The following is a 23,348-nucleotide window of genomic DNA, read 5'->3' on the forward strand; positions in this document are numbered from 1 at the left end:
GGAGAAAAGAAATGGCGATAAGAAAAGGAATCATTCTGGCAGGCGGATCGGGTACCCGGCTGTTCCCGATTACTCAGGCTGTCAGCAAACAATTGCTGCCGGTTTTTGATAAGCCGATGATTTATTATCCGCTGACAACGCTAATGCTGGCCGGCATCCAGGATATACTGGTCATTACAACGCCCCGGGAACAAGCGTGTTTTCAGCAGCTGTTAGGGACCGGCAGCCAATGGGGCCTGAGCTTGTCTTATGCAGCTCAGCCGAATCCGGATGGGCTGGCCCAGGCCTTTTTAATTGGTGAGCACTTTATTGCCGGTGAGGGCTGTGCGTTAGTGTTAGGTGATAATATTTTTTACGGCTACGGGTTTAGTGAAAAGCTGCAAACAGCAGCACAGGATACCTTAGGGGCAACTGTTTTTGCCTATTGGGTAAAAGATCCTGAACGGTATGGTGTAGTAGAGTTTGATTCCGCCGGTCAGGCGGTCAGCCTGGAAGAAAAGCCCGAGCGGCCCACTTCTCATTATGCGGTTACCGGTCTGTATTTTTACGACCACCAGGTGGTTGACTTGGCGAAGACAATTCGCCCTTCTGCCAGAGGCGAACTGGAGATTACTGATTTAAACCGGTTATATCTGGAGCAGCAAACGCTGCGGGTAAAGACCCTGGGTCGCGGTTACGCCTGGCTGGATACGGGAACATACGATTCTCTTCTCCAGGCTTCCAACTATATTGCAACCCTTCAGGAACGACAGGGCTTAATGGTGGCCTGCCCCGAGGAAATCGCTTACCACAGGGGGTATATTTCCAAAAATGATCTGCTGGAAATAGGCAGTAAAATGAAGAAAAACAGCTATGGTCAATACTTGCTTAATCTACTCCAGGAAACTTAAGTCACAGCAAAGCTCCTCAGGTGTCCTAGACTTTTACTGCTAAACAAGGGGGGTAAAGCGTGATTGTTATCGAAACAAACCTGCCGGAAGTTTTGCTTATCGAACCACAGGTATTTGGTGATAGCCGGGGATATTTTTTTGAAACCTGGCAGCAGAACCGCTATGAAGCAATCGGCATCACCGAAAATTTTGTCCAGGATAATGTCTCTTTTTCATCACGGGGAGTGCTGCGGGGCTTGCATTATCAACATCCTCATTCACAGGGAAAGCTGGTTTCCGTACTGCAGGGAGAGGTTTTTGATGTCGCTGTGGATATTCGGATTGGTTCCCCCCGCTTTGGCCACTGGGCCGGTGTGTTTCTCTCAGAAACCAATCACCGTCAATTATGGGTGCCCCCCGGTTTTGCCCATGGTTTTTGCGTCACTAGCGAGTTTGCTTATTTCAGTTACAAGTGTACCGATTTATATACGCCTCAGGCTGAGGGAGGAATTATCTGGAATGATCCTGATATTGGCATTGCCTGGCCGCTTGAGGACGTGGTTCTGTCAGCCAAGGACTGCGTATATACCAGGCTGAAAGCTGTGGCTGCAGATAAACTGCCCATTTTTAAGGAGCGATAGCATGAAAGTAGCGGTTACCGGTGCTAACGGCCAGCTGGGAAAGGAAATTGCCAGGCAGGGAGCCAAGCACGAGCTTATTTTAACGGATTACGATACACTGGATGTTACCGATTACTCAGCCGTTACGGCATTTATGAAAACAGTAAGACCAGACGCTGTTATACATTGTGCCGCCTATACCAATGTTGACGGCGCAGAAGCAGATTATGACGGAGCATTCCGCATTAATGCGGTGGGCACGCAGAATTTGGCTGCAGGCTGTTTGGAAACGGCTGCCAGACTGGTATATATCAGTACCGATTACGTTTTTGATGGTCAAACCCGGCAGCCTTACCGGGAATTTGATTCGGTCAATCCGCAAAATGTATATGGCATTACTAAGCGGCATGGGGAGGAGATTGTCAGACAGCTGCTGGGGCGTCACTATATTATCCGTACTGCCTGGCTGTACGGCGAGGGCAGTAACTTTGCCCGCACGATGCTCAATCTGGCTGCGAAAAACAGTACGCTGAAAGTAGTAAATGATCAGATTGGCACCCCCACTTCCACCGTTGACCTGGCACGAGCAATATACGCTCTACTAGCTACCGATGCTTATGGAACCTATCACGGCACATGCCAGGGTCAATGCTCCTGGTACGACTTTGCCTGTGAAATCTTTCGTCAAGCCGGTAAGCAGGTCAAAGTACTGCCTGTGACTACTGATGAATTTCCCCGGCCTGCCAAGCGGCCTGCCTATTCAGTCCTGGATAACTACATGCTGCGCATGACAATTGGTGATCCAATGCGCAATTGGCAAAATGCGCTGGCAGACTATATAAGCGGTTTAGACAAATAAGGTAATGATAAAGGGGTGTAGCAAAACTCTTTTGAAAAAAGAGCAAATGCGACACCCCTAAAAACCGCCTTTTTACTTTTGTCATCGAAACAAAAGTAACAAAAATTCTAGGCCTGTCTTGCAAAATGCTTGGAAAATGCTCAACTTACTAAAATTCGTAAAACTCGCTGCGCTCAAACAACCGAATTTCTTAACGTAAGCTGAACATTTCCCATCCTACGGACCGCATTTTTCCAGAAGGGCCGAAAGGAACTAAGCTACAAGTAAGGTATTATCTTATTGTAGTTTTCCGACTATATCATTGATATGCTGTAAATTTTTCTTTTGCAAATACTCCTGCATGCCTTGCGCAATATCGGCAGCAGCCCGTGGATTTACGAGACTGGCGGTTCCAACGGAAACGGCAGCAGCCCCGGCCAGCATGAATTCCAGCGCATCTTCAGCCGTCATGATTCCCCCCATGCCAATTACCGGCACAGTAACTGCCTTAGCCACCTGCCACACCATCCTGAGTGCCACCGGTTTTACGGCCGGACCAGAAAGCCCGCCTACGACGTTCCCCAGTACGGGCCGCCACGAATGAATATCGATTGCCATCCCAAGCAGGGTGTTGATGAGCGAAACGGCATCAGCACCGGCCGCTTCCACGGCCTTCGCTACCGTGACAATATCCGTTACGTTAGGCGAAAGTTTCACAATAACAGGCAGTGAGGTATTATTTTTTACGGCCCGCGTCACAAGGGCTGCACTTTCAGGATCTACGCCAAAAGCCAAACAGCCATTCTTTACATTAGGACAGGAAATATTCACTTCCAGGCCTGCCACACCGGCAACGGTTAATTTTTTAGCCATCAAAGCATATTCTTCCACTGTATTGCCTGAGATGTTGGCAATAACCGGTACATCATACTGCTTGAGCTGTGGCAGGATCGTTGCCAGAAACGCATCTACTCCCGGGTTTTCCAGGCCGATGGAGTTCAGCATGCCGGAGGGAGTTTCCGCGATACGCCGCCCCTGATTACCGCTGCGTGCTTCCAGCGTCAGTCCTTTAACGGCTATAGCCCCTATCTCATTTAAATCAATAAAGTCTTTGTATTCGAGACCAAAGCCAAACGTACCCGATGCAGCGATAACGGGTGTTTTCATGTGAATTCCGGCAACTGTAACAGCTAGCATCCGCTAATTACCTCCCCGGCCTCAAAAACAGGCCCTTCCGTACATACTTTGCGCCGCCTGCCGTCTGTTCCTGCACAGCTGCAGGCCAGACAACCGCCAAGGCCGCAGGCCATAAATTCCTCCAGCGACACCTGGCAGGCAATCGCATACTGGCTTGCCAGCCGCGCCACTTGTTCCATCATCGGACGGGGGCCGCAGGTGTAAATCCGGTCAAAATGTCCGGTCCGGAGGAGTTCAGGCAGTACATCAACCGTATAGCCTTTGGTCCCTGCCGTCCCATCATCCGTTGTCAGCTGTAGTTGATCACAGACAGGCCGAAAAACCTCTTCCCAGAACAATTCATCCTTTGTTCTTCCCCCCATGAGTACAGTAGTGGGACGGGGGCAAAGCGCTTGGGCCAGATATACGAGCGGCGCAAGCCCCATCCCGCCGCCGATGAGCAGCGGACGCTCGCAATCCAGTACAAAACCTTTTCCCAGCGGCCCCAGGCAGTCGAGATGCACCCCTGCGGGAACACCGGAAAGGTAAGCTGTTCCTCCGCCAACGATCCGGTAAATCAGTTCGATCGTTCCTGATGACCTATCTGCATTGGCGATGCTGATTGGTCTTCTTAACAGTGGCGCTGTAAGATTATTAACTTTCAGATGAACAAATTGACCGGGCTGAGCAGCTGCTGCCATCTGCGGTGCATGGATAACCAGCCGGTATACACCGGCTGCAATCAATTCATTCGCAACTACCAATGCGTCTTCCATCCTAGCAGCCAACTAATTCTCCTCCTTTATATAGTCCTGTAAGGCTTTTACTCTGACAATATTCTTCCCTTTTGTTAATTCCAGTACATTGAGCATTTCCCTTGCTGTGTCAATGGAGGTAAGGCAGGGCACGGCGTGTTCAACGGCAGCACGGCGGATTTTAAAGCCATCCCGCTCAGGCAGCTTTCCTCTGGTTAACGTGTTGACTACCATATGAATGTGACCATCTTTAATATAGTCGGCAATATTGCGGCCTTCTTCATGTACTTTGTGTACCTGCTCCACCTCAAGGCCAAGCTGGCGCAAATGACCGGCAGTACCCGATGTTGCCGCCAAACGGTAGCCAAGCTGCACAAACCGTTGTGCCAGTGCACCGGCCTCCTCTTTATCCCGGTCGGCAACCGTCAATAATACAGTCCCTGCTGCCGGTATATTCATGCCAGCAGCAGTAACTGCCTTATAGAGGGCAGCGCCATACTGGTGGTCGATTCCCATAACCTCGCCGGTCGATTTCATCTCCGGCCCCAGTGATATCTCGACAAGCCCCATTTTAGCAAAGGAGAAGACCGGTGCTTTAACGGCAATGTACGGTCTGTTTGGCAGCAAGCCCGAAGACCAGCCCATACCGGCTAAAGTGTCGCCAAGCGCAATCCTTGTAGCAAGCTTTACCATCGGTACACCGGTCACTTTGCTCAGGAAAGGAATGGTACGGCTGGAGCGTGGATTCACTTCCAGAACATATACCTCATCATTGACAACTACATATTGGATGTTAATCACGCCGCGGATTGCAAGTCCTAGTGCCAGCGAGCGCGTGTAAGCGGCAATAGTGGCGATTACTTCCTGGCTTAGATTCTGCGGTGGGTAAACGGCTATGCTGTCTCCGGAGTGGACACCGGCCCGTTCAATGTGTTCCATAATTCCCGGAATCAATACATCCTGCCCGTCGGCAATTGCATCGACTTCCACTTCCCGGCCCACCATGTAGCGATCAATGAGGACCGGATGCTCAGGTGAAGCATGGACAGCCTCGGTAAGGTAGCTGAGCAATTCGTCGTCATGGTAAACGATTTCCATAGCACGGCCGCCCAGTACATAAGAAGGACGAACAATCAGCGGATAACCGAGCTCTTTAGCTGCCTGAAGCGCTTCGTCTACTCCTGTTACACTGGCTCCTCTAGGTCGCGGAATTTGCAGCTCTTCCAGGAGTTGGTCAAATTTCTCCCGATTTTCCGCTCTGTCAATATTATCTACACTTGTTCCTTTTATTGCCACCCCGGCCTGATACAGCGGTGCCGCCAGATTAATGGCCGTTTGCCCGCCAAATTGAACGATGACACCTTCCGGCTGTTCTTTCGCAACAATATTCAAAACATCTTCCGGTGTAAGCGGTTCAAAGTAGAGACTGTCGGATGTATCAAAATCGGTGCTCACCGTTTCGGGATTATTATTGATAATAACGGAATTTACGCCCGCTTCTCTCAGTGCCCAGGCTGAGTGAACCGAACAATAGTCAAATTCGATTCCCTGCCCGATCCGGATAGGCCCCGAACCAAGCACCAGCACCTTGCGCCCGTTTAACGGCGTAACCTCATCCTGCTCGGTATAAGTTGAGTAATAATAGGGAGTAAGTGATTCAAATTCCGCAGCACACGTATCTACCATCTTGTAACTGGGAGTTACATGAAGTTCGGACCTCAGCTTTCTAATCGAGGCTTCATCACTGCCTGTAAAACGGGCAACGGCCCGGTCGGAAAAGCCGGCCTTTTTTACTTCAGTCAGCAATCCGGCACTTAGTGTCCCGCCGCCGAGCTGCTGTTCCAGCGTCACAATCCGGTTAATTTTCTCTATAAAGAACCGGTCAATACCGGTGATTTTTCGAATTTCATCACTCAGTACACCCTGACGAAGAGCTTGGGCAACAACAAAGATTCGCTCATCATCCGCACTATGCAATTGCTTGATTATCTCTTGTTTGGACAGTTCAGCCAAGGCAGGCAGCTCCAAATGGTTCAGGCCGATTTCCAGCGAACGGATCGCTTTCAGCAATGCACCCTCAAAGGACCGGTCAATCGCCATCACTTCACCGGTTGCTTTCATTTGTGTTCCCAGTGTGCGGTCAGCCAGATTAAATTTATCAAAAGGCCAGCGGGGGAATTTGACTACGACATAATCAAGGGCCGGTTCAAAACAAGCTTTTGTTTTGCCTGTTACCGCATTCTCGATCTCATCCAGCCGGTAACCAATTGCAACCTTCGCAGCCACCTTGGCGATCGGATAGCCGGTTGCCTTGGAAGCCAGGGCACTGGAGCGGCTGACACGGGGATTGACTTCGATGACGTAGTACCGGTCACTTAATGGGTCGAGCGCATATTGAACGTTACAGCCGCCTTCAATGCCCAGCGAACGGATAATCCTGAGCGATGCCGTCCGGAGCAGCTGATACTCATGATCACTCAGCGTCTGTGAGGGGGCAGTGACAATACTGTCACCGGTATGAATACCCACGGGATCAAAGTTTTCCATATTACAGATAATGATGCAATTATCGGCACCATCACGCATCACTTCGTATTCAATTTCTTTCCAGCCGGCCACACTGCGCTCAACCAGAATTTGCCCGATCGGACTGTGAAGAATGCCTTTTTGTGCAATATCTATGAGTTCCTCTACTGTATGTGCGATGCCGCCGCCCGTACCGCCCATGGTATACGCAGGCCGGACAATCACCGGATAGCCGATTTGCCCGGCAAAGGCCAGCGCATCTTCAACAGCTTCAATAATGGCACTTTCCGGTACGGGTTGACCAATACTTTGCATGGTTTCTTTAAACAGTTCCCGGTCTTCCGCTTTTTTTATCGCTGCTAAAGGAGTTCCTAACAGTTGTACGCCATATTCAGCCAATACGCCCCGTTCGGCAAGTTTGACCGCCATATTAAGGCCAACCTGTCCTCCCAGTGTTGCCAGCAGGCCGTCAGGTAATTCCTTACGAATGACTTCTGCCACAAAATCAGCGGTAAGCGGCTCAATATACACCCTGTCGGCCATATCCGCATCTGTCATAATTGTAGCAGGGTTGCTGTTGATCAGCACCACTTCCAGTCCTTCTTCCCGTAAAGCCCGGCAAGCCTGTGTCCCGGCATAGTCAAATTCGGCTGCCTGACCAATGATGATCGGCCCGGAGCCAATTACCAGTACTTTACGCAGGTTGGTTAATTTGGGCATTGTTGTTCCCCCTTATCATAGCCAAGAATTGTTCAAACAAGTACACGCTGTCATCCGGTCCTGGTGCAGCTTCCGGATGGTACTGTACAGAGAAAACCGGTAAAGCACGGTGCCGGAAGCCTTCAACCGTTCCGTCATTTACTGCCCGGTGCGTCACTACTAACTTCTCCCCGTCTAAAGACTGTTCATCGACAGCATAGCCGTGGTTTTGCGAAGTAATATAGACTCTGCCTGTAGCAAGATCTTTCACCGGATGATTCGAACCGCGATGGCCAAACTTTAATTTATACGTATCGCCGCCCAACGCTAAAGCCAGCAATTGATGCCCAAGGCAGATGCCAAACATCGGTTTCTTGCCAATAAGCTGACCAATCGTTTCAATGGCAAACGGTACTTCTTTCGGATCTCCCGGCCCATTGGAGAGAAAGATGCCATCCGGCTTCAAGGCTAAGACGTCTTCAGCACTTGTCCAGGCAGGCAGTACGGTCAGTTTAAAGCCGGCAGCTACCATGGAATGGAGAATATTGCGCTTCACGCCGTAGTCGAGCACCGCGATATGCGGTCCCTCGGTCCCCATATCATAAGGCTCCTGCGTAGTTACCTGCATTACGGTATCGGCAGGAAGTTCGGTTGCCATTAATCGGGCAATCTCCGACTCTGCCAAACCTTCAGGCACAATAATCCCCTTCATCGCTCCACTGGTGCGCAATGCTTTCGTTACTGCCCGGGTATCAACATCATATAGGCAGGGGATATTGCGCTCCTTCAGGTAAGAGGCCAGCGTTCCCTCATTCTGCCAATTACTCGGATCACCACACAATTCGCTGACAATAAAGCCCCGCACAAAGGACTGGCGGGCCTGTTCAAAGATCCCGGCCACACCATAGTTGCCAATCAGTGGATAGGTCATCGTAACAATTTGACCGCAGTACGAAGGATCGGTCAGTACTTCCTGATAACCGGTCATGCCGGTATTAAATACAGCTTCCCCTACCGCTTGTGTTTCAAACAGCAGCTTGCCGCTAAAGCGGCTGCCGTCTGCCAGTATAAGTTGTCCATTCATGCCAGCACTTCCCCGTTTTTCATGATTATTTTGCCGCCTACCAGCACCGCAGCCGCTTTTCCTTTTAGCTGCCGTCCCTCGAAAGGCGTGTGTTTCCCTTTGGTATAAAACAGGCTGCTGTCAACTGACCACAGTTGTTCAGGATCAATCAGGGTAATATCAGCAGCTTTACCGATATCAAGAACACCGCTGTCTAAGCGGAGGATTTTTGCCGGATTTACCGCCATTTTTGTGATAATATCGCTCATGGTTAGTTTTCCGGTATGATACAGCTCAGTCAGAATAATGCCGAGAGAGGTCTCCAGCCCGGCAAAACCACTGGGCGCATAGCGGAATTCCACATCTTTTTCTTCAAAAGCGTGCGGCGCATGATCCGTAACAATGGCATCCAGTGTTCCATCCAGCAAGCCCGCAATCAGTGCCTGGCGGTGCTCCTCGGACCGGAGCGGCGGGTTAACCTTCGTCGCCGTATCAAAGGTCCGTACAGCTTCATCGGTTAAACTGAGATGGTGCGGCGTTACCTCGGCCGTCACCCTTACTCCCCGTTTTTTAGCCTCACGGATTAGCCCGACAGCTCCTTTAGAACTGACATGAGCAATATGCACTGCAGACCCGGTATATTCTGCCAGTAAGATGTCACGTGCAGTGGAGATATCTTCAGCCACTGCCGGCCGGCCCTTTAGACCGAGCATCGCTGAAACTACCCCTTCGTGCATATAGCCGTCACCGGCTAACGCTTCATCTTCGGCATGGGAGATAATGACTTTATCAAACATTCCTGTGTATTCAAGAGCGGTACGCAATAGCCCCGCACTGCTCACATACCGGCCGTCATCGGAAAAAGCTACCGCTCCTGCTGCTGCCATATCACCGATTTCTGCCAGTTCTTTTCCTTCCTGGCCTTTACTGACCGCTCCAATGACCTTAACATTAATTACGCCCTCGAGCTGTGCCCGCTGTTTAAGCCCTTCCACTAAGATAGAGCTGTCAATTACCGGCTTAGTATTGGGCATGCAGGCGATACTGGTAAATCCGCCTGCCGCACCTGCTCTTGTTCCTGAGGCAACATCTTCCTTGGCTTCCAGACCGGGATCACGAAGATGAACATGCATATCAATCAAGCCAGGAGCCACTATCAGACCGCTCGCATCGAATATGGCGCATTCCGTCTCGGTAACTTCGCCCATTGCAATAATCACGCCATTTTCAATTAGAATATCGCCTGTTTGGTCCATGTTTTTAGCCGGATTGATAATCCGGCCCCCTTTAATTAGCATTTTCAATGTTTTTCCCTCCCATCAGTGTCAGAAAAAGAATTGCCATGCGGATAGCCACGCCGTTTTTTACTTGCTCCTGAATGGTTGATTGATCACCGTACGCTACGTCAGGAGCAATTTCCAGTCCCCGGTTCATCGGTCCCGGATGCAGCACCAGCGCATCCGGTTTCGCGAGCTTCAGGCGGGCTGCGTTTAATCCGAAGATACGGGCATATTCCCGTGCGGAAGGAAACAGGCCTTTGTGCTGCCGTTCCTTTTGGATCCGCAGCACATTCACTACATCAGCTTCTGCCAGCGCATCCTCCACCCGGTGATGAACCGTTACCCCCATCTGCTCCATATCGCGTGGCAGCAGTGTAGCCGGTCCGGCAATATGAACCTCAGCCCCCAGCTTGCGTAAGCCCCAGATATTCGACCGTGCTACCCTGCTATGCAGAATATCCCCCAGTATGGCGACCTTTAGTCCGGCAGCCGTTTTTTTCTTTTCTAAGATTGTAAACAGATCCAGCAGGCCTTGAGTAGGATGTTCGTGGGCACCGTCTCCGGCATTGATAATCACCGGACTGACCGCTTTGGCGGCAAAATGAGCCGCTCCTTCCGCCTCATGGCGCATGACGATGGCATCAACGCCCATAGCTTCCACCGTGAGCAGAGTGTCTCTCAGGCTTTCTCCTTTGACAACACTGCTGGCACTTGTCGTAATATTGACTACATCCGCCCCGAGATATTTTCCGGCCAGTTCAAACGAAGTACGCGTACGCGTGCTGGGTTCGAAGAAAAGATTAATAACCGATTTGCCTCTGAGTGTAGGCAGTTTTTTAATATCACGGGCTATTACATTTTTCATTTCCCTGGCAGTGCTCAAGATCAGCTGGATTTCTTCGGCAGTCATAGTCTCCAGTCCCAAAATGTCCTTGTCACGGATGGAAATACCTGTTTTCATAGACAATGGCCTCCCTGCTTGTATTTTGGCAATAAAAAAGCCTTCTTGCCCTGTGTCTAGGCAAGAAGGCATTATCCTCCCTGTTTTTCCCTTGCCAGCCTCACAGGACCAACTTAAAAGGCAATATCAACTTTTAGGTACTAAAAAAGCCTTTCTGACCCTGGATAGGCACAAAAAGGCTTGCGAAGACGCAATCGTTTTCTCCTTTCCAGCCTCACAGGACTAGGTTAAAGGCATCATTCAGTTATTTGAATAGTAGCAGACTCTCTGCTGCTTGTCAAGTAAATTCGGGCACAATCTGGTCTCTCATTCTGTTTTCTGCGCTTTTTGCTCCTCTTTATAGGATAAATACCGCAGCCTCCCTGCCTCCCAGTCCAGCCGCTCTTGCTGAGTACGCAGTTCCAGCCCCGGCACCAGCTGCGGATAACCGTTGTCATCGAGAGCAACAAAAGTAAAAAAGCTTGTTAATGCGGTTTTCGCCGGTTCTTCTTTCGTCAAATCTTCCACCGTGACAGTTACGGATATTTCCATTGAACTTTTACCGACAAAAGTTAGCTGCCCGCAGCAGGTAATGACATTGCTTACCCGGATAGGTTGCAGGAACTTCAATGAATCCACTCTTGCCGTTACAACGTTGGTACGGGCATGACGAATGGCTACTACTCCGGCTGCGTTATCCATTAACTTCATAATTTCGCCGCCATGAACATTTCCCGATGGGTTGGCATGCTCGGGCATCATAATATTAGACAGCGTTACGCTTGATTGGTCACGTGTTTTGGTATTCATCAGGCCCTCCTGTATACAAATACTTCCTGTTTTATCTCCAGACAACGCTTGCGACGCCATTAGTTTACGCAGGACAGGGAAAACAAAACTGGCACCGTAGTAAAACGGTGCCAGTCACTAAGTGTTCCTAGCGGCTCCTCGCCTTGTCCTAAAAACGCTTACTATGTTCAGCTACACGCAGGCGCACGATGGCCCGCCTTAAAGCAGCTTCCGCACGGGTAACGTCAACGCTGGGATCAGCGCCCTTGAGACGGCCTTCCGCTCTCGTTTTAGCAGCTTCAGCCCGGGCAATATCGATTGTTTCAGGCAGTTCGGCGCAGGCAGCCAATATGGTTACCTTGTCTGGCCGTACTTCCATAAAACCACTGCACAGCACAATTTCGGTTTCACCCTCATCCGTCAGAATACGCAGCGGCCAGATATCCAGTCCTGCAATCAGCGGTGCGTGTCCTGGCAGTATACCAATATCACCGTTCGTAGCACGGGCGATCACCATATTTACATCGGCAGAATACGCGATTTTATCAGGGGTGACAATGTCCAGTTGGATTGTCTTGGCCATGACTTATTCCCCCTTCATTGTGCGCGCCTTCTCCACCGCTTCGTCAATAGTGCCTACCATGTAGAATGCCGATTCAGGCAAATCATCGTGTTTACCGCTGATGATTTCTTTAAAGCCGCGAATGGTTTCCTTCAAGGGTACATACTTACCGGGAGTACCGGTGAAAGCTTCAGCAACGAAGAAGGGCTGGCTCAGGAATCTTTGAATCTTCCGGGCCCGGCTTACCGTCAGCTTATCATCATCGGACAACTCTTCCATACCCAGGATGGCAATAATATCTTGTAATTCTTTATAACGCTGCAAAACTTCCTGTACACCGCGAGCCACTGCATAATGCTCTTCGCCAAGCGTGTGCGGATCAAGAATACGGGAAGTAGAATCCAGCGGATCCACGGCCGGATAAATGCCGAGCTCGGCGATTTGCCGGGATAAAACTGTCGTAGCATCCAAGTGGGCAAATGTTGCCGCCGGAGCAGGGTCAGTCAAATCATCGGCCGGTACATATACAGCTTGTACCGAGGTAATCGAACCGCTCTTAGTAGAGGTGATCCGTTCCTGCAGTGCGCCGACGTCAGTTCCCAAAGTAGGCTGATAACCTACGGCAGAAGGCATACGGCCCAAGAGAGCCGATACTTCTGAACCAGCCTGAATAAAGCGGAAAATGTTATCAACGAACAGCAGTACGTCCTGACCTTGCTGGTCACGGAAATATTCGGCCATAGTCAAAGCAGTAAGCGCTACGCGCATACGGGCTCCGGGCGGCTCGTTCATCTGTCCGTAAACGAGAGCCGTTTTGTCAATAACACCTGATTCTTTCATTTCTTCCCATAAATCATTGCCTTCACGGGTCCGCTCGCCTACACCGGCAAATACCGAGTAGCCGCCATGCTCTGTGGCGATGTTGCGGATAAGTTCCATAATCAATACAGTCTTACCAACACCTGCGCCGCCGAAAAGACCGATTTTACCACCTTTGGCATAAGGAGCAATAAGGTCAACGACTTTAATACCGGTTTCCAGAATGGCGGTTGCCGAAGACTGATCTTCAAAGCTGGGTGCCGGACGGTGGATTGGCCATTGGTCGGAAGCCTGCACTTCAGCATTATTGTTATCAACTGTTTTGCCTAATACATTAAATATCCGGCCCAGTGTGCCTTGGCCAACAGGTACGGTAATCGGAGCACCGGTATCGATTGCATCCATACCGCGGGTCAGACCGTCAGTGGAGCTCATAGCTACGCAGCGTACGGTATTATCGCCTAAGTGCTGCATAACTTCAGCAGTTAACTCAACCTTAAGCTCGCCCGATTGTCCCTGAATTTTGATGGCATTATAAATTTCCGGCAACTGTTCCGGGGGAAAGGTGGCGTCAACAACAGGTCCAATAACTTGGATTACTTTACCTACATGTTCTTTTGTCATGTGTCGGGTTCCCCCTCCTTACTTGCCAAGTCTGCCGCTAACAGTCCATCTGCGTCGTACCCGCAAGGGGTAAGCCGAAGTTCTAAAGACACTAAAGTGTCAAGAACTTCGCATTTGTTAGTCCGGGCGCTTCTTTCGCGTACTTCCAGTACTGCTCCAGTCGCGTCCTCCTGCCGCCTAGCATCTGAACTATTATCGACAGCCTTGGGGGTTAATTTATTATTTTAACGCTTCTGCGCCGCCGACGATTTCGGAAAGCTCGCGAGTAATCGTCGCCTGGCGTACTTTATTGTAGTTGAGAACCAATTTTGCGATCAGTTCCTGAGCATTATCAGTTGCTGAGCCCATTGCCGTCATACGGGAGCCGAGTTCACTGGCTGCCGCCTGGAGTAAAGCGCCGTAAATAACGGTTTCCAGGTATTTAGGCAGCAATTGATTAAGCACTTCTGCAGCTGAAGGTTCAAAGATGTATTCTCCCTGATTTTCCGCTGCATCAACTTGAGAACTGGCAACCGGTAACAGTTTCAGTGTCGTCGGTTTTTGGTTGATCGGTGAAATAAACCGGGTATAAACCAGCTGTACTTCATCGAATTCACCGGCAGAGAACCGGTTCGCTATATCAGCAGCCAGTTCAACGGCGTGGTGATACTCAGGTTTTTCGGAAAACCCGCTGTATTCACCAACTACATTGTAGTTTCTGCGGCGGAAATAGTCCCGCGGTTTACGCCCTACCGTGATAAGCTCCACGTTGTCTTTGCCTCGTACCTGCGCAACAGCTTCCTTCATCAGGTTAGACGTATATGCTCCTGCCAGCCCTTTATCGGCACCGATAACCAAGTAACCGGTCTTATTTACTTCTCTGACAGCTAACAGCGGATGTTCGGCATCACGGACGCTGGCTGTTACACTTGCCAGCACTTCCTGAATTTTTTCCGTATATGGACGACTGGCGCTTGCCCGTTCCTGAGCCCGGCGCAACCGCGCTGCAGCGACCATTTTCATGGCTTTGGTAATCTGCTGGATATTTTTTACGCTTTTAATGCGGCGGCGTATGTCCCGTGCACTAGGCATCTGTCATCACCTCGCCGCGCCTTTAGTATAAGAAACGAAGGTATCTTTAAATTCGCGAATTGCTTTTTTCAGTGTTTCTTCCGTAACGCTGTCCAGTGCCTTCTTCTCACGGATGGTCTTAGCGATTTCCGCATAGTTGCCGCGCATGAACTTCAGGAAATCCTGTTCAAACTTCGTTACGTCTTCTACTGCGAGATCATCAAGATAGCCGTTTACTGCGGTATAAATAACCATTACCTGCTCTTCTACCACCAGCGGCGAATACTGAGCTTGTTTCAAGATCTCGGTAGTACGCTGCCCACGGTCGATTTGCGCTTTCGTAGCTTTATCCAAATCGGAACCGAATTGGGCAAACGCTGCCAATTCGCGATATTGAGCCAAGTCCAAACGCAATCTGCCGGCAACCTGTTTCATCGCCTTGATTTGCGCTGAACCGCCTACACGGGATACTGACAAACCAACGTTAATGGCCGGACGGATACCGGAATAGAACAATTCACTTTCCAGGAAGATCTGACCATCGGTGATGGAAATAACGTTGGTCGGAATGTACGCAGAAACGTCACCCGCCAAAGTTTCAATAATCGGCAGAGCGGTGATTGAACCTCCGCCCAGCTCATCAGAAAGCTTAGCAGCCCGTTCCAGCAGGCGGGAATGTAAGTAAAATACGTCACCGGGGTATGCTTCACGGCCTGGCGGACGGCGCAGCAGAAGGGACATTGCCCGGTATGCCACTGCATGCTTGGAGAGATCGTCATATACGCACAGAACAGCCTGTCCTTTGTACATGAAGTATTCACCCATGGTTACGCCCGAGTACGGTGCCAGGTACTGCAGTGGTGCACTGTCGGAAGCAGTAGCGGCCACTACAATGGTGTATTCCATTGCACCGGCTTCTTCCAAGGTCCTGACCACACGGGCAACCGTAGATGCTTTTTGGCCTATTGCCACATAAATACAAGTTACACCTTGGCCTTTTTGATTCAGAATCGTATCGATCGCCACAGCCGTTTTACCGGTACCGCGGTCACCAATGATCAATTCACGCTGGCCCCGGCCAATGGGAACCATCGAGTCAATTGCCTTCAGACCAGTTTGCATCGGTTCTTTAACCGACTGGCGGTCGGCAATACCGGGAGCCTGATATTCAACCGGACGGAATTCAGTTGTGTTGATAGCACCTTTGCCGTCAATCGGCTGACCAAGCGCATTAACAACACGGCCGACCATAGCCTCACCAACAGGTACCTGCATGATGCGACCGGTACGGCGTACTGAGTCGCCTTCTTTAATGTCTGTTTCGCCGCCTAAAAGCACGGCACCGACATTATCTTCCTCAAGATTAAGAACCATACCGTAAATGTTGTGTGGGAATTCTAACAACTCACCGGCCATGGCTTTTTCCAAACCGTGTATACGGGCAATTCCGTCGCCCACTTCAATAACAGTGCCGACATCATCAACGTTGAGGTCTACTTGGTATTGCTCGATTTGCTGCTTGATGATAGCCGTAATTTCTTCTGGCCTCATTTTCATACTCAGCTTGTCACCCCAATCTTAGTCACTTCAGTTCTGATCAGCGCTTGTTCAAACGCTTTCAGTTGACGAACAATACTGCCGTCAATCAGTTTATCACCAATTTTTACAACTACTCCGCCTAGGATGGCCGGATTGACAGCCGTTTTCAAAACGACAACCTGTCCGGTAACTTTACTAAGTTTCATCCCCAGTTTTTCCTGCTCAGCCTGTGATAAAGGCAATGCGGTTGTAACCTCTGCTTCGATAATATTGCGCGCCTTATTGGCAAGAACCACGTACTCGCGTATGATTCCTTCCAGCACAGTTTCACGCCGTTTATCTACCAGCAAAAGGAGAAAGTTGCAGACAAAATCAGTTAATTCACTGCCAAAAACTTTTTTTATCGTATCTTTCTTGGCATCCACCGGAACCCGGGGATGATAAAGCAAGGTGGCCAAATCCGCCTGAGCCTTTATGGTTTCTTCGACCATCAGCAGCTCTTTTTCTACCTGGTCAAGCATATTTTTGCCTTGAGCCAGTTCAAAAATCGCCTGGGCATAGGTAGCAGCCAACTGATTGCTTAACATGACAAACCACCTATTTTCCGCTCATCCAGCTTGTCAATAAAATCACTGACAAGTTTGGCATTGACATCAGAGTCCATATTCTTGGCAATCAGCTTTCCTGCCGCTGCCATAGATAAGGAGACCACTTCGCCGCGCAATTGAGCTAAGGCTTTTTCACGCTCGCGGATAATTTCTTCCTGCGCGACTTTCTTCTCACGCTCAATTTGAGCGCGCACTTCCTGAAGCTGACGCTGTGCTTCCTGCTCAGCTTGTTTCGTCGCTTTTTCAACGATGGCCTGTGCCTGAACACGGGCATCGGCTAATTGATTTTGGTATTCCTGCCTGAACTTCTCAGCGTTCTCTTTTTCCTGAGCCGCTTTTTCCAGGTCGGAAGCAATGCGTTTCTGGCGTTCTTCCAGAATCTGCATCAACGGTTTATAAGCAAATTTTGCTAAAATAGCAACAAGCAAAAGAAAATTTATGATTTGCGCTATGAGCGTCGCATTCAAATCAACCAACGAGGGCCCCTCCTCTTTCCGGCGTGTAAGAGGGGCGACGGATAACTAGTCCGTCGCCCTTATAACGCTATTACTTAATGAACGGATTGGCGAATACAAGTACGATGGCAATAACAGCAGCGATGATTGGAATAGACTCGATCAAACCTACCGAAATGAACATGGTAGTCATAATTGAACCTTTCGCCTCAGGCTGTCTTGCAATACCCTCAATAGCTTTGGCAGTAACTTGACCGTCACCCATAGCCGCACCAAAAGCGGACAGGCCGATAGCCAGTGCAGCCGCGATAACTGAGGCAGCAACAATAATTGCGTGTTCCACAACAAACTCCTCCTTTCATTTTATATCATAAATACTCTATTTTAGGGATAGAGGATTAGTGATGGTCCTGTAATACACTGGACAGATAAGAAATTGACAGCATTGTAAAAATGAATGCCTGAATAACACCCACAATTACGCTGAAGCCCAGCCAGATTACCGACGGAATCGGCATCCAGATCGGCAGCAAGCTGCCTAAGATGATAATCAGGATTTCACCGGCCAGAATATTCCCGAATAAACGGAAAGATAACGTTACCGGCTTGGAGATTTCTTCAATAATATTAATGGGTAAGAAAAATACGTTAGGTGTAATAAAATGCTTAAAATGACCCAAGCCTTTATTCCAAATCCCCAGAAGATTTACAATAAGTACAATCATCAATGCCAGGCCCAACGTCGTGTTAAGGTCATTCGTAGGTGACGTAAAGCTCGGCACCAGTCCCAGCCAGTTGCCAATCAGCAAAAACAGGAATAATGTAATCAACAATGGGGCTACCATCTTCCCGCGCGGACCGATTGTTCCCACAATCTGACCCATTAAAGCCTCGACCAGGTATTCAACACCATTCTGCCAGCCTCTAGGCACCATTTCCAGCCGCCTGGTAGCTAAGACAGCGATGAAAATAACAATTGCCATCGTCAGCCAGGTCATATACAGCGTATCAAGATTGAACGTTAAACCGGCAAAATGGGCCAGCTTATGCGCGCCAATCTCATGTCCTCCACCATGCTCCATAATTTCACTCCTTTCTTACAGAATTTGCTCCTTTAGAGGTATAATGCCTGGACACAAAAAGCGCAGCCTCAAGCACAATAATAAATTGAAGCGAGAATAGTCCCACTATCGCTGCCAAAAAATGAATGCCGGGGATTTTCAGGGCCAAAATCAGAACCAGAATCACAAAAAACAATCTGATCAGCCAGCCTGCCCGCATATAAGAAACCGCTTTAGACGGCATAACCTCTAAGCTTTTCAATATCCGATAGCTCATTAATATAAAGTAAACAATACTGGCCCCTGCACCAACGATAAATCCCAGTATCCAGTTCTGATGATCTGTTCCATATAAAACAGCTGCAACCAGCACTATCCACATCAGAAGATGACTCAGTATGCGCTTTAACAACCCGATGTATTCATTCATTACTTTTATTTTCCATTGCCCGTTTATAAATACTCCATATTCCGGCAAGCATTCCTAATACGATACCACCAATAGCCCCCCACGGATAGCTGGCGAGCCAGTTATCGCACACTCTGCCCAGGAAGAGTCCAACTGCAATAGCAGCCACCATACTCAGGCCCATACTACCAACCATGCTTATCGCTGCATAAAGCTGTTCCCGGTCCTTGTTTTCCATGCGACCACCGCCTGGCAGACTTTTATGAATATTATATACGTTCCTTTCTGAAATATCAACAGACCGAAAGATGCACGAAAATAAAACACCTAGGCTTATCTTGCGAATACGCAAAAACAACCTAGGCGTAACGTACTATCATCTTCTCTCTGTTAAAGAAAAGACCGCAGGTTACATAGTTCGCAAACTATTTCCGGCAAAAAACACAGGACCTGATGCTACGAAAACAATAACATCAAATGCTGTATACCGCCTTATATAGATATAGTTCGCCGTAATATTGCAAATTCCTGCACAATTTAATTAAAAATTTCTATTTTTTCATTTAAATTGAAATAAAATTTTCGGGCTGCTTTTCACAAAGGCCATAACGATATAGAATCGCCTGAACAATACGCTGTGCTGCCTTACCATCCCCATAAGGATTTACGGCATTGGACATCCGCTCATACTCGCTCCGGTCCACCAGCAATTGTCTGGTTTCCTGATAAACTCTTTCGCGCTCTGTGCCGATTAATTTAACAGTTCCGGCCGCTACCGCTTCCGGGCGTTCCGTCGTATCGCGCAAAACCAATACCGGCTTGGCCAGCGACGGCGCTTCTTCCTGGATACCGCCGGAATCCGTCAACACCAGATAAGAGCGGGCAATTAAGTTCGCAAAAGGTTGGTAATCAAGGGGATCAATTAAATGCACACGGGGCATCGCCCCCAGCTCCTGGCTGACCACTTCACGAACAAGCGGATTCTTATGTACGGGGAAGACCACTTCCACATCGGAAAACTCTGTAACAATCTGCCTAAGCGCCTGGTAGACATGGCGCATTGGTTCACCCAGATTCTCACGGCGATGAGTTGTTACCAAAATGACTCGCCTGTTGTGATAATCAATACCGGACAACAGCGGATCAGTAAATGTATATTGGTCGTCAACCGTTTTCATCAAAGCATCAATAACTGTATTGCCGGTAACAAATATGTTTTCGTCGCCTACGCCTTCCCTCAGCAAATTATGCCGCGAGCCTGCAGTCGGGGCAAAATGGTAATCAGTCAGTACGCCTGTTAACCGGCGGTTCATTTCCTCAGGGAAAGGCGAATATTTATTCCCGGTTCTAAGACCCGCCTCTACGTGGCCAATTGCGATTTGGTGGTAATAAGCGGCAAGCGAACCGGCAAAAGTGGTGGTAGTGTCACCGTGAACAAGCACCAGATCCGGTTTTTCCTGTTCAAAAACAGAATTTAATCCTTGCATGCCCCGACAGGTAATATCAAATAACGTTTGCCCTTGGCACATAATATCCAGATCATGGTCAGGCGAAATCGAAAATAGCTTCAGTACCTGGTCAAGCATCTCCCGGTGCTGGGCGGTTACTGTCACAACAGGTGTTATATATTCCGGATAGCGGGTCAGCTCCAATACGACCGGAGCCATTTTAATAGCTTCTGGACGGGTTCCAAACACGGTCATTACTTTAATGCGCGACATGATACATTCCTCCTTGATTTGGGAGTAAACTTCAAGGTCTCCCGCTTCCCTTCTGCATGATGTACAAAAGGCGGGCCTATGCCCGCCCTTTCAAGGACTATTTTGCTAAATGACTCTCAACAGAGTCACTGCTCTTTAAAACGCCAATCTTTTTAGCGCCGACAACAGCCACCGTTACCAATAGAGCGACGATGCATGCGCCAAGAAATTTATTGACCTCCGTAAGAGCAATGGCACTTAGGCCGAGACAGCCGCTGATCACATACATAAGCAGCACTGCCTGTTTTTGCGTCATTCCCATTTCCAGCAGCCGGTGATGCAGATGTCCTTTATCCGGCTTGAAGATAGGCCGGCCGCTCATATAACGGCGAATAATTGCAAAGGCCGTATCCATAATCGGCAGTCCGAGTGCCACAATCGGCACAAACAAAGCAATCGTAGCGGCACTTTTTACCGCTCCCATAATGGAAACGGCAGCCAGCGTATAACCTAAAAACATACTTCCTGTATCGCCCATAAAAATCTTGGCAGGATTGAAATTGTGCTGTAAGAAGCCAAGTGCGGCGCCAGCCAGAGCAGCTGTCAAAATAGCAACTGTCCAAAAGTTCTGCTGCAAAGCAACCAGCAGAATTGTAATGGAAGCTATCGTAGACACCCCTGCAGCTAAGCCATCCAGACCATCAATCAAGTTAACGGTGTTGGTCAATCCTACTACCCATAATATCGTAAGCGGTACTGAGAAATAGTCCACATACAGCATTTCACCAAAAGGATTGGTGAGCCATTCAATGCGAACATCAAACAGTATCAGGACAACGGCAGCAAGGATTTGTCCGCCCAGCTTAACTTTAGGCGACAGCTGTATCATATCATCAATAATGCCAACCATCAAAATAACCGTGCCGCCCAGCAGTAAGCCGGCAACTTCATGACTGATATGCATGCTTGCCAGTACAGCCAATACAAAACCAAAATAAATAGCTAATCCACCCATGCGGGGGATCGGCATTTTATGAACTTTTCGAGCATCAGGCGCATCAAGCGCTCCTGCTTTTACAGCTAAGTTTTTTACCCATGGCGTTGAAAAGTACGCTACAGCCAACGCTACCGTAAATGCAACCCAATACGTTTGCATCAGTACCACCTCATTTCTAGTGCAAACCTAGGCGTATTCCGTCACAAAAAGAAGCTGCGTGAACCACAACAGATACGCAACAGTCCAATTGTACCTTACAGGAGCAAAACTTGTCAATTGACAGCATCCATAGCCTCTAGGCCTTACAGCTAGTATTTTCATTATTGCCACGTATAATGCACAGGAAAAGGCAGAATACCCCGGATAATGACGAATTAGGCACAATAACCTTTCCGTCTGAGTTTAGCCACATGTCCATTGACCAGTTGTTCTACATCAACCTGGTAGCGTTCGGCCAGAATATACATCATCGTAAAGCAGCACTGGGCAACATCGAGCAATTCTTCGGCACAGCCTGCCAGCACCTCACTGTCACTCAGCCGGCTGGCTTCACCGGAAGCCCCGGACTGTTTCCCGAGAAATTGCGTCAATTCGCCAATTTCCTCCTGGATCTTACATACTGTTGTTAATAGCGTCACCTGGTCCAGCGACAACCGGGGGAGATTCAGTGACTTGAAGTTACCTGCAGTAGCAATACAGTACGATTTGGAAAAATCGTAACAATATCCCTTATCACGGAGTTTGGCCAAATGTTCGCCAATCAAGGCATCCGCCCGTACCTGATAAAAATCTTCCATTACAAAAATCATTGTAACACAGGTCTGGGCCACATCCAGCAATTCTTCCGACACATCGCTGAGCAGGCCTGCCGCCGAGCTGTGGCAGGCAACCTCTTGGGGTGATAAATGTTCGTAGGGCAGGAATTTCAGTACCGCCCTGGCTAATTCACCGGCTTCCTCCATTGCTTTCCAGAGGGTTGAATCCATTGTCGGTCTTAAGTTGTTTAATTTGGGCAAATAGATTGTATCTAACATGATTACCTCTTTGCTTTAATGCGACTATCCGAAAAAATTGTACCATATTTAGCAAAGCCTGTTCAAGAATTTTGGAATTTCTCTCGCCAAAAACCTGCATCTCTTTTATAATATTTACATAATCCATTAACGAGGTGATTTTCTTGTTGAAAAAGGTTACCTTGCTGCTGCTGCTTGCTATAAGTCCGCTTTCTGTTTCGGCCGCTTCGCTGCCTCCCCGTGAGGTCATCAATGAACTAAAACAGTTTGATGGTACGGTCGGCTTTTATGCTAAAAATCTGAAAACCAGTAAAACCATTACCTATGGTCAGGACACTGTTTTTCCTACCGCTTCAACCAGTAAACTGGTAGTCGCAATGGCTGTATACAAGTATATGTATGATAAAGCCCCTGACGCCAAAAAAGACCTATACAGCTCCGATATTGGCTACATGATGCGCATAAGCGATAATGACTCCTTTTATGAATTGCTGGATGAAATTCAGACTGTAAAGCCCGATGCGCTCAAGCAGGTCACCAAAGACTTGCGGCTTAAGCAAACACGCATACATAATGAAGACGCCTTCAAAAAGTACCAGTATCACAGCGTCACTACTCCTTATGAAATGGCGAAGGTGTTTGAAAGCATTAACTCAGAACGGTACTTAGGCAGAGAGAAGTCCCTCAGCCTTAAAAATAACCTGGCAAATACAATATTTCATGATGAAATTCCACGCTACATGCAGACACCGGTCATGCACAAGGTTGGCCAGCTGGACGATGTGCTGTGTGATGTAGGCATCATTGACGACGGCCGGGACCAAATTCTGGTCAGTGTCTACACAATAGCCGGTAATTCTGATTACGCCAGCGATTTCATCGCCAAAGTGGCAGCAAAGGCTTATAATGCATTGCGCACAAGCAAATAAGAAGGTCAGGCCGTTGATAGGCCTGAC

Annotated in this window: 24 protein-coding genes; 4 read left to right on the forward strand and 20 right to left on the reverse strand. The window is 48.8% G+C overall.

Annotation, left to right across the window (positions count from 1 at the left end; genetic code table 11):
* Window positions 1-11: 11 nt before the first annotated feature.
* From rfbA to rfbD, 3 genes are read left to right on the forward strand one after another with little or no spacing between them, the layout of a single operon-like run.
* Window positions 12-890 (forward strand): glucose-1-phosphate thymidylyltransferase RfbA, encoded by an 879-nt coding sequence (gene rfbA, locus EV210_RS20535; protein ID WP_132083234.1) that lies wholly within the window; start codon window positions 12-14, stop codon window positions 888-890.
* Between the two features lie 59 nt (window positions 891-949).
* On the forward strand, window positions 950-1,510 hold the full coding sequence (gene rfbC / locus EV210_RS20540) for a dTDP-4-dehydrorhamnose 3,5-epimerase (protein WP_132083235.1): 561 nt from the start codon (window positions 950-952) through the stop codon (window positions 1,508-1,510).
* 1 nt (window position 1,511) lies between these two features.
* Entirely contained in the window at window positions 1,512-2,348 is an 837-nt protein-coding gene (gene rfbD / locus EV210_RS20545; RefSeq protein WP_132083236.1) for a dTDP-4-dehydrorhamnose reductase, read from the forward strand.
* Window positions 2,349-2,624: 276 nt separating this feature from the next.
* On the opposite strand, the gene EV210_RS20550 is transcribed toward rfbD, so the two are convergent.
* The 20 genes from EV210_RS20550 to EV210_RS20645 all read right to left on the reverse strand — a co-directional run bounded on the left by EV210_RS20550 (window position 2,625) and on the right by EV210_RS20645 (window position 22,413).
* Window positions 2,625-3,524 carry a dihydroorotate dehydrogenase gene (locus EV210_RS20550; RefSeq protein ID WP_132083237.1) on the reverse strand — a complete coding sequence of 300 codons (900 nt, stop codon included), beginning with the start codon at window positions 3,522-3,524 and terminating at the stop codon, window positions 2,625-2,627.
* On the reverse strand, window positions 3,518-4,291 hold the full coding sequence (locus tag EV210_RS20555) for a dihydroorotate dehydrogenase electron transfer subunit (RefSeq protein WP_424218313.1): 774 nt from the start codon (window positions 4,289-4,291) through the stop codon (window positions 3,518-3,520). The genes EV210_RS20550 and EV210_RS20555 overlap by 7 nt, the downstream gene beginning before the upstream one ends.
* Window positions 4,292-7,504, reverse strand: coding sequence for a carbamoyl-phosphate synthase large subunit (carB, locus tag EV210_RS20560; protein WP_132083238.1), 3,213 nt, complete (start codon window positions 7,502-7,504; stop codon window positions 4,292-4,294).
* Window positions 7,479-8,567, reverse strand: coding sequence for a carbamoyl phosphate synthase small subunit (locus tag EV210_RS20565; protein WP_132083239.1), 1,089 nt, complete (start codon window positions 8,565-8,567; stop codon window positions 7,479-7,481). Before EV210_RS20565 ends, carB begins: the two co-directional genes overlap by 26 nt.
* On the reverse strand, window positions 8,564-9,850 hold the full coding sequence (locus EV210_RS20570) for a dihydroorotase (RefSeq protein ID WP_132083240.1): 1,287 nt from the start codon (window positions 9,848-9,850) through the stop codon (window positions 8,564-8,566). The genes EV210_RS20565 and EV210_RS20570 overlap by 4 nt, the downstream gene beginning before the upstream one ends.
* Window positions 9,834-10,787, reverse strand: coding sequence for an aspartate carbamoyltransferase catalytic subunit (locus EV210_RS20575; RefSeq protein WP_132083241.1), 954 nt, complete (start codon window positions 10,785-10,787; stop codon window positions 9,834-9,836). Before EV210_RS20575 ends, EV210_RS20570 begins: the two co-directional genes overlap by 17 nt.
* Before the next feature lie 306 nt (window positions 10,788-11,093).
* Complete coding sequence (locus tag EV210_RS20580; RefSeq protein ID WP_132083242.1) at window positions 11,094-11,576, reverse strand: acyl-CoA thioesterase; 483 nt, start codon at window positions 11,574-11,576, stop codon at window positions 11,094-11,096.
* Window positions 11,577-11,724: 148 nt separating this feature from the next.
* Window positions 11,725-12,138 (reverse strand): F0F1 ATP synthase subunit epsilon, encoded by a 414-nt coding sequence (locus tag EV210_RS20585; RefSeq protein WP_132083243.1) that lies wholly within the window; start codon window positions 12,136-12,138, stop codon window positions 11,725-11,727.
* 3 nt (window positions 12,139-12,141) lie between these two features.
* Window positions 12,142-13,560: a F0F1 ATP synthase subunit beta gene (gene atpD / locus EV210_RS20590; protein ID WP_132083244.1), complete on the reverse strand. Its 1,419-nt coding sequence runs from the start codon at window positions 13,558-13,560 to the stop codon at window positions 12,142-12,144.
* Window positions 13,561-13,779: 219 nt separating this feature from the next.
* A complete protein-coding gene (gene atpG, locus EV210_RS20595; protein ID WP_132083245.1) occupies window positions 13,780-14,631 on the reverse strand; it encodes an ATP synthase F1 subunit gamma in 852 nt (283 codons plus the stop codon).
* A 6-nt stretch (window positions 14,632-14,637) separates the two neighbouring features.
* A complete protein-coding gene (gene atpA / locus EV210_RS20600) occupies window positions 14,638-16,167 on the reverse strand; it encodes a F0F1 ATP synthase subunit alpha (RefSeq protein WP_132083246.1) in 1,530 nt (509 codons plus the stop codon).
* Between the two features lie 2 nt (window positions 16,168-16,169).
* Window positions 16,170-16,736: an ATP synthase F1 subunit delta gene (gene atpH, locus EV210_RS20605; RefSeq protein ID WP_132083247.1), complete on the reverse strand. Its 567-nt coding sequence runs from the start codon at window positions 16,734-16,736 to the stop codon at window positions 16,170-16,172.
* A complete protein-coding gene (gene atpF, locus EV210_RS20610; protein ID WP_132083248.1) occupies window positions 16,730-17,233 on the reverse strand; it encodes a F0F1 ATP synthase subunit B in 504 nt (167 codons plus the stop codon). Before atpF ends, atpH begins: the two co-directional genes overlap by 7 nt.
* 70 nt (window positions 17,234-17,303) lie before the next feature.
* Window positions 17,304-17,555 carry a F0F1 ATP synthase subunit C gene (atpE, locus tag EV210_RS20615; RefSeq protein WP_132083249.1) on the reverse strand — a complete coding sequence of 84 codons (252 nt, stop codon included), beginning with the start codon at window positions 17,553-17,555 and terminating at the stop codon, window positions 17,304-17,306.
* 55 nt (window positions 17,556-17,610) lie between these two features.
* Window positions 17,611-18,294, reverse strand: coding sequence for a F0F1 ATP synthase subunit A (gene atpB, locus EV210_RS20620; RefSeq protein ID WP_132083250.1), 684 nt, complete (start codon window positions 18,292-18,294; stop codon window positions 17,611-17,613).
* Between the two features lie 4 nt (window positions 18,295-18,298).
* Window positions 18,299-18,703 carry an ATP synthase subunit I gene (locus EV210_RS20625; RefSeq protein WP_132083251.1) on the reverse strand — a complete coding sequence of 135 codons (405 nt, stop codon included), beginning with the start codon at window positions 18,701-18,703 and terminating at the stop codon, window positions 18,299-18,301.
* On the reverse strand, window positions 18,696-18,920 hold the full coding sequence (locus EV210_RS20630) for an AtpZ/AtpI family protein (RefSeq protein ID WP_132083252.1): 225 nt from the start codon (window positions 18,918-18,920) through the stop codon (window positions 18,696-18,698). Before EV210_RS20630 ends, EV210_RS20625 begins: the two co-directional genes overlap by 8 nt.
* Before the next feature lie 325 nt (window positions 18,921-19,245).
* Window positions 19,246-20,403, reverse strand: a complete 1,158-nt coding sequence (gene wecB, locus EV210_RS20635) for a non-hydrolyzing UDP-N-acetylglucosamine 2-epimerase (RefSeq protein ID WP_132083253.1) — start codon at window positions 20,401-20,403, stop codon at window positions 19,246-19,248.
* A gap of 97 nt (window positions 20,404-20,500) precedes the next feature.
* Entirely contained in the window at window positions 20,501-21,538 is a 1,038-nt protein-coding gene (locus EV210_RS20640) for a glycosyltransferase family 4 protein (RefSeq protein ID WP_132083254.1), read from the reverse strand.
* A gap of 215 nt (window positions 21,539-21,753) precedes the next feature.
* Window positions 21,754-22,413 carry a nucleoside triphosphate pyrophosphohydrolase family protein gene (locus tag EV210_RS20645; protein WP_132083255.1) on the reverse strand — a complete coding sequence of 220 codons (660 nt, stop codon included), beginning with the start codon at window positions 22,411-22,413 and terminating at the stop codon, window positions 21,754-21,756.
* A gap of 134 nt (window positions 22,414-22,547) precedes the next feature.
* On the opposite strand from EV210_RS20645, the gene EV210_RS20650 reads away from it, so the two are divergent.
* A complete protein-coding gene (locus EV210_RS20650) occupies window positions 22,548-23,321 on the forward strand; it encodes a serine hydrolase (RefSeq protein ID WP_243650655.1) in 774 nt (257 codons plus the stop codon).
* Window positions 23,322-23,348: the final 27 nt, after the last annotated feature.

It is taken from the genome of Anaerospora hongkongensis (assembly GCF_004339805.1).
GTDB classification, from domain to species: Bacteria; Bacillota; Negativicutes; order Sporomusales; family DSM-15969; genus Anaerospora; species Anaerospora hongkongensis.

What these genes read in the sequence shown, in the direction of transcription:
- EV210_RS20580 (WP_132083242.1), bottom strand. Translation starts at nt 11,576, where the DNA reads ATGAATACCAAAACACGTGACCAATCAAGCGTAACGCTGTCTAATATT.
- EV210_RS20630 (WP_132083252.1), bottom strand. Translation starts at nt 18,920, where the DNA reads ATGGAAAACAAGGACCGGGAACAGCTTTATGCAGCGATAAGCATGGTT.
- EV210_RS20585 (WP_132083243.1), bottom strand. Translation starts at nt 12,138, where the DNA reads ATGGCCAAGACAATCCAACTGGACATTGTCACCCCTGATAAAATCGCG.
- EV210_RS20575 (WP_132083241.1), bottom strand. Translation starts at nt 10,787, where the DNA reads ATGAAAACAGGTATTTCCATCCGTGACAAGGACATTTTGGGACTGGAG.
- rfbA (WP_132083234.1), top strand. Translation starts at nt 12, where the DNA reads ATGGCGATAAGAAAAGGAATCATTCTGGCAGGCGGATCGGGTACCCGG.
- EV210_RS20645 (WP_132083255.1), bottom strand. Translation starts at nt 22,413, where the DNA reads ATGTTAGATACAATCTATTTGCCCAAATTAAACAACTTAAGACCGACA.
- carB (WP_132083238.1), bottom strand. Translation starts at nt 7,504, where the DNA reads ATGCCCAAATTAACCAACCTGCGTAAAGTACTGGTAATTGGCTCCGGG.
- atpB (WP_132083250.1), bottom strand. Translation starts at nt 18,294, where the DNA reads ATGGAGCATGGTGGAGGACATGAGATTGGCGCGCATAAGCTGGCCCAT.
- rfbD (WP_132083236.1), top strand. Translation starts at nt 1,512, where the DNA reads ATGAAAGTAGCGGTTACCGGTGCTAACGGCCAGCTGGGAAAGGAAATT.
- atpA (WP_132083246.1), bottom strand. Translation starts at nt 16,167, where the DNA reads ATGAAAATGAGGCCAGAAGAAATTACGGCTATCATCAAGCAGCAAATC.
- atpH (WP_132083247.1), bottom strand. Translation starts at nt 16,736, where the DNA reads ATGTTAAGCAATCAGTTGGCTGCTACCTATGCCCAGGCGATTTTTGAA.
- atpD (WP_132083244.1), bottom strand. Translation starts at nt 13,560, where the DNA reads ATGACAAAAGAACATGTAGGTAAAGTAATCCAAGTTATTGGACCTGTT.
- wecB (WP_132083253.1), bottom strand. Translation starts at nt 20,403, where the DNA reads ATGTCGCGCATTAAAGTAATGACCGTGTTTGGAACCCGTCCAGAAGCT.
- EV210_RS20640 (WP_132083254.1), bottom strand. Translation starts at nt 21,538, where the DNA reads ATGCAAACGTATTGGGTTGCATTTACGGTAGCGTTGGCTGTAGCGTAC.
- EV210_RS20550 (WP_132083237.1), bottom strand. Translation starts at nt 3,524, where the DNA reads ATGCTAGCTGTTACAGTTGCCGGAATTCACATGAAAACACCCGTTATC.
- EV210_RS20565 (WP_132083239.1), bottom strand. Translation starts at nt 8,567, where the DNA reads ATGAATGGACAACTTATACTGGCAGACGGCAGCCGCTTTAGCGGCAAG.
- EV210_RS20625 (WP_132083251.1), bottom strand. Translation starts at nt 18,703, where the DNA reads ATGAATGAATACATCGGGTTGTTAAAGCGCATACTGAGTCATCTTCTG.
- atpG (WP_132083245.1), bottom strand. Translation starts at nt 14,631, where the DNA reads ATGCCTAGTGCACGGGACATACGCCGCCGCATTAAAAGCGTAAAAAAT.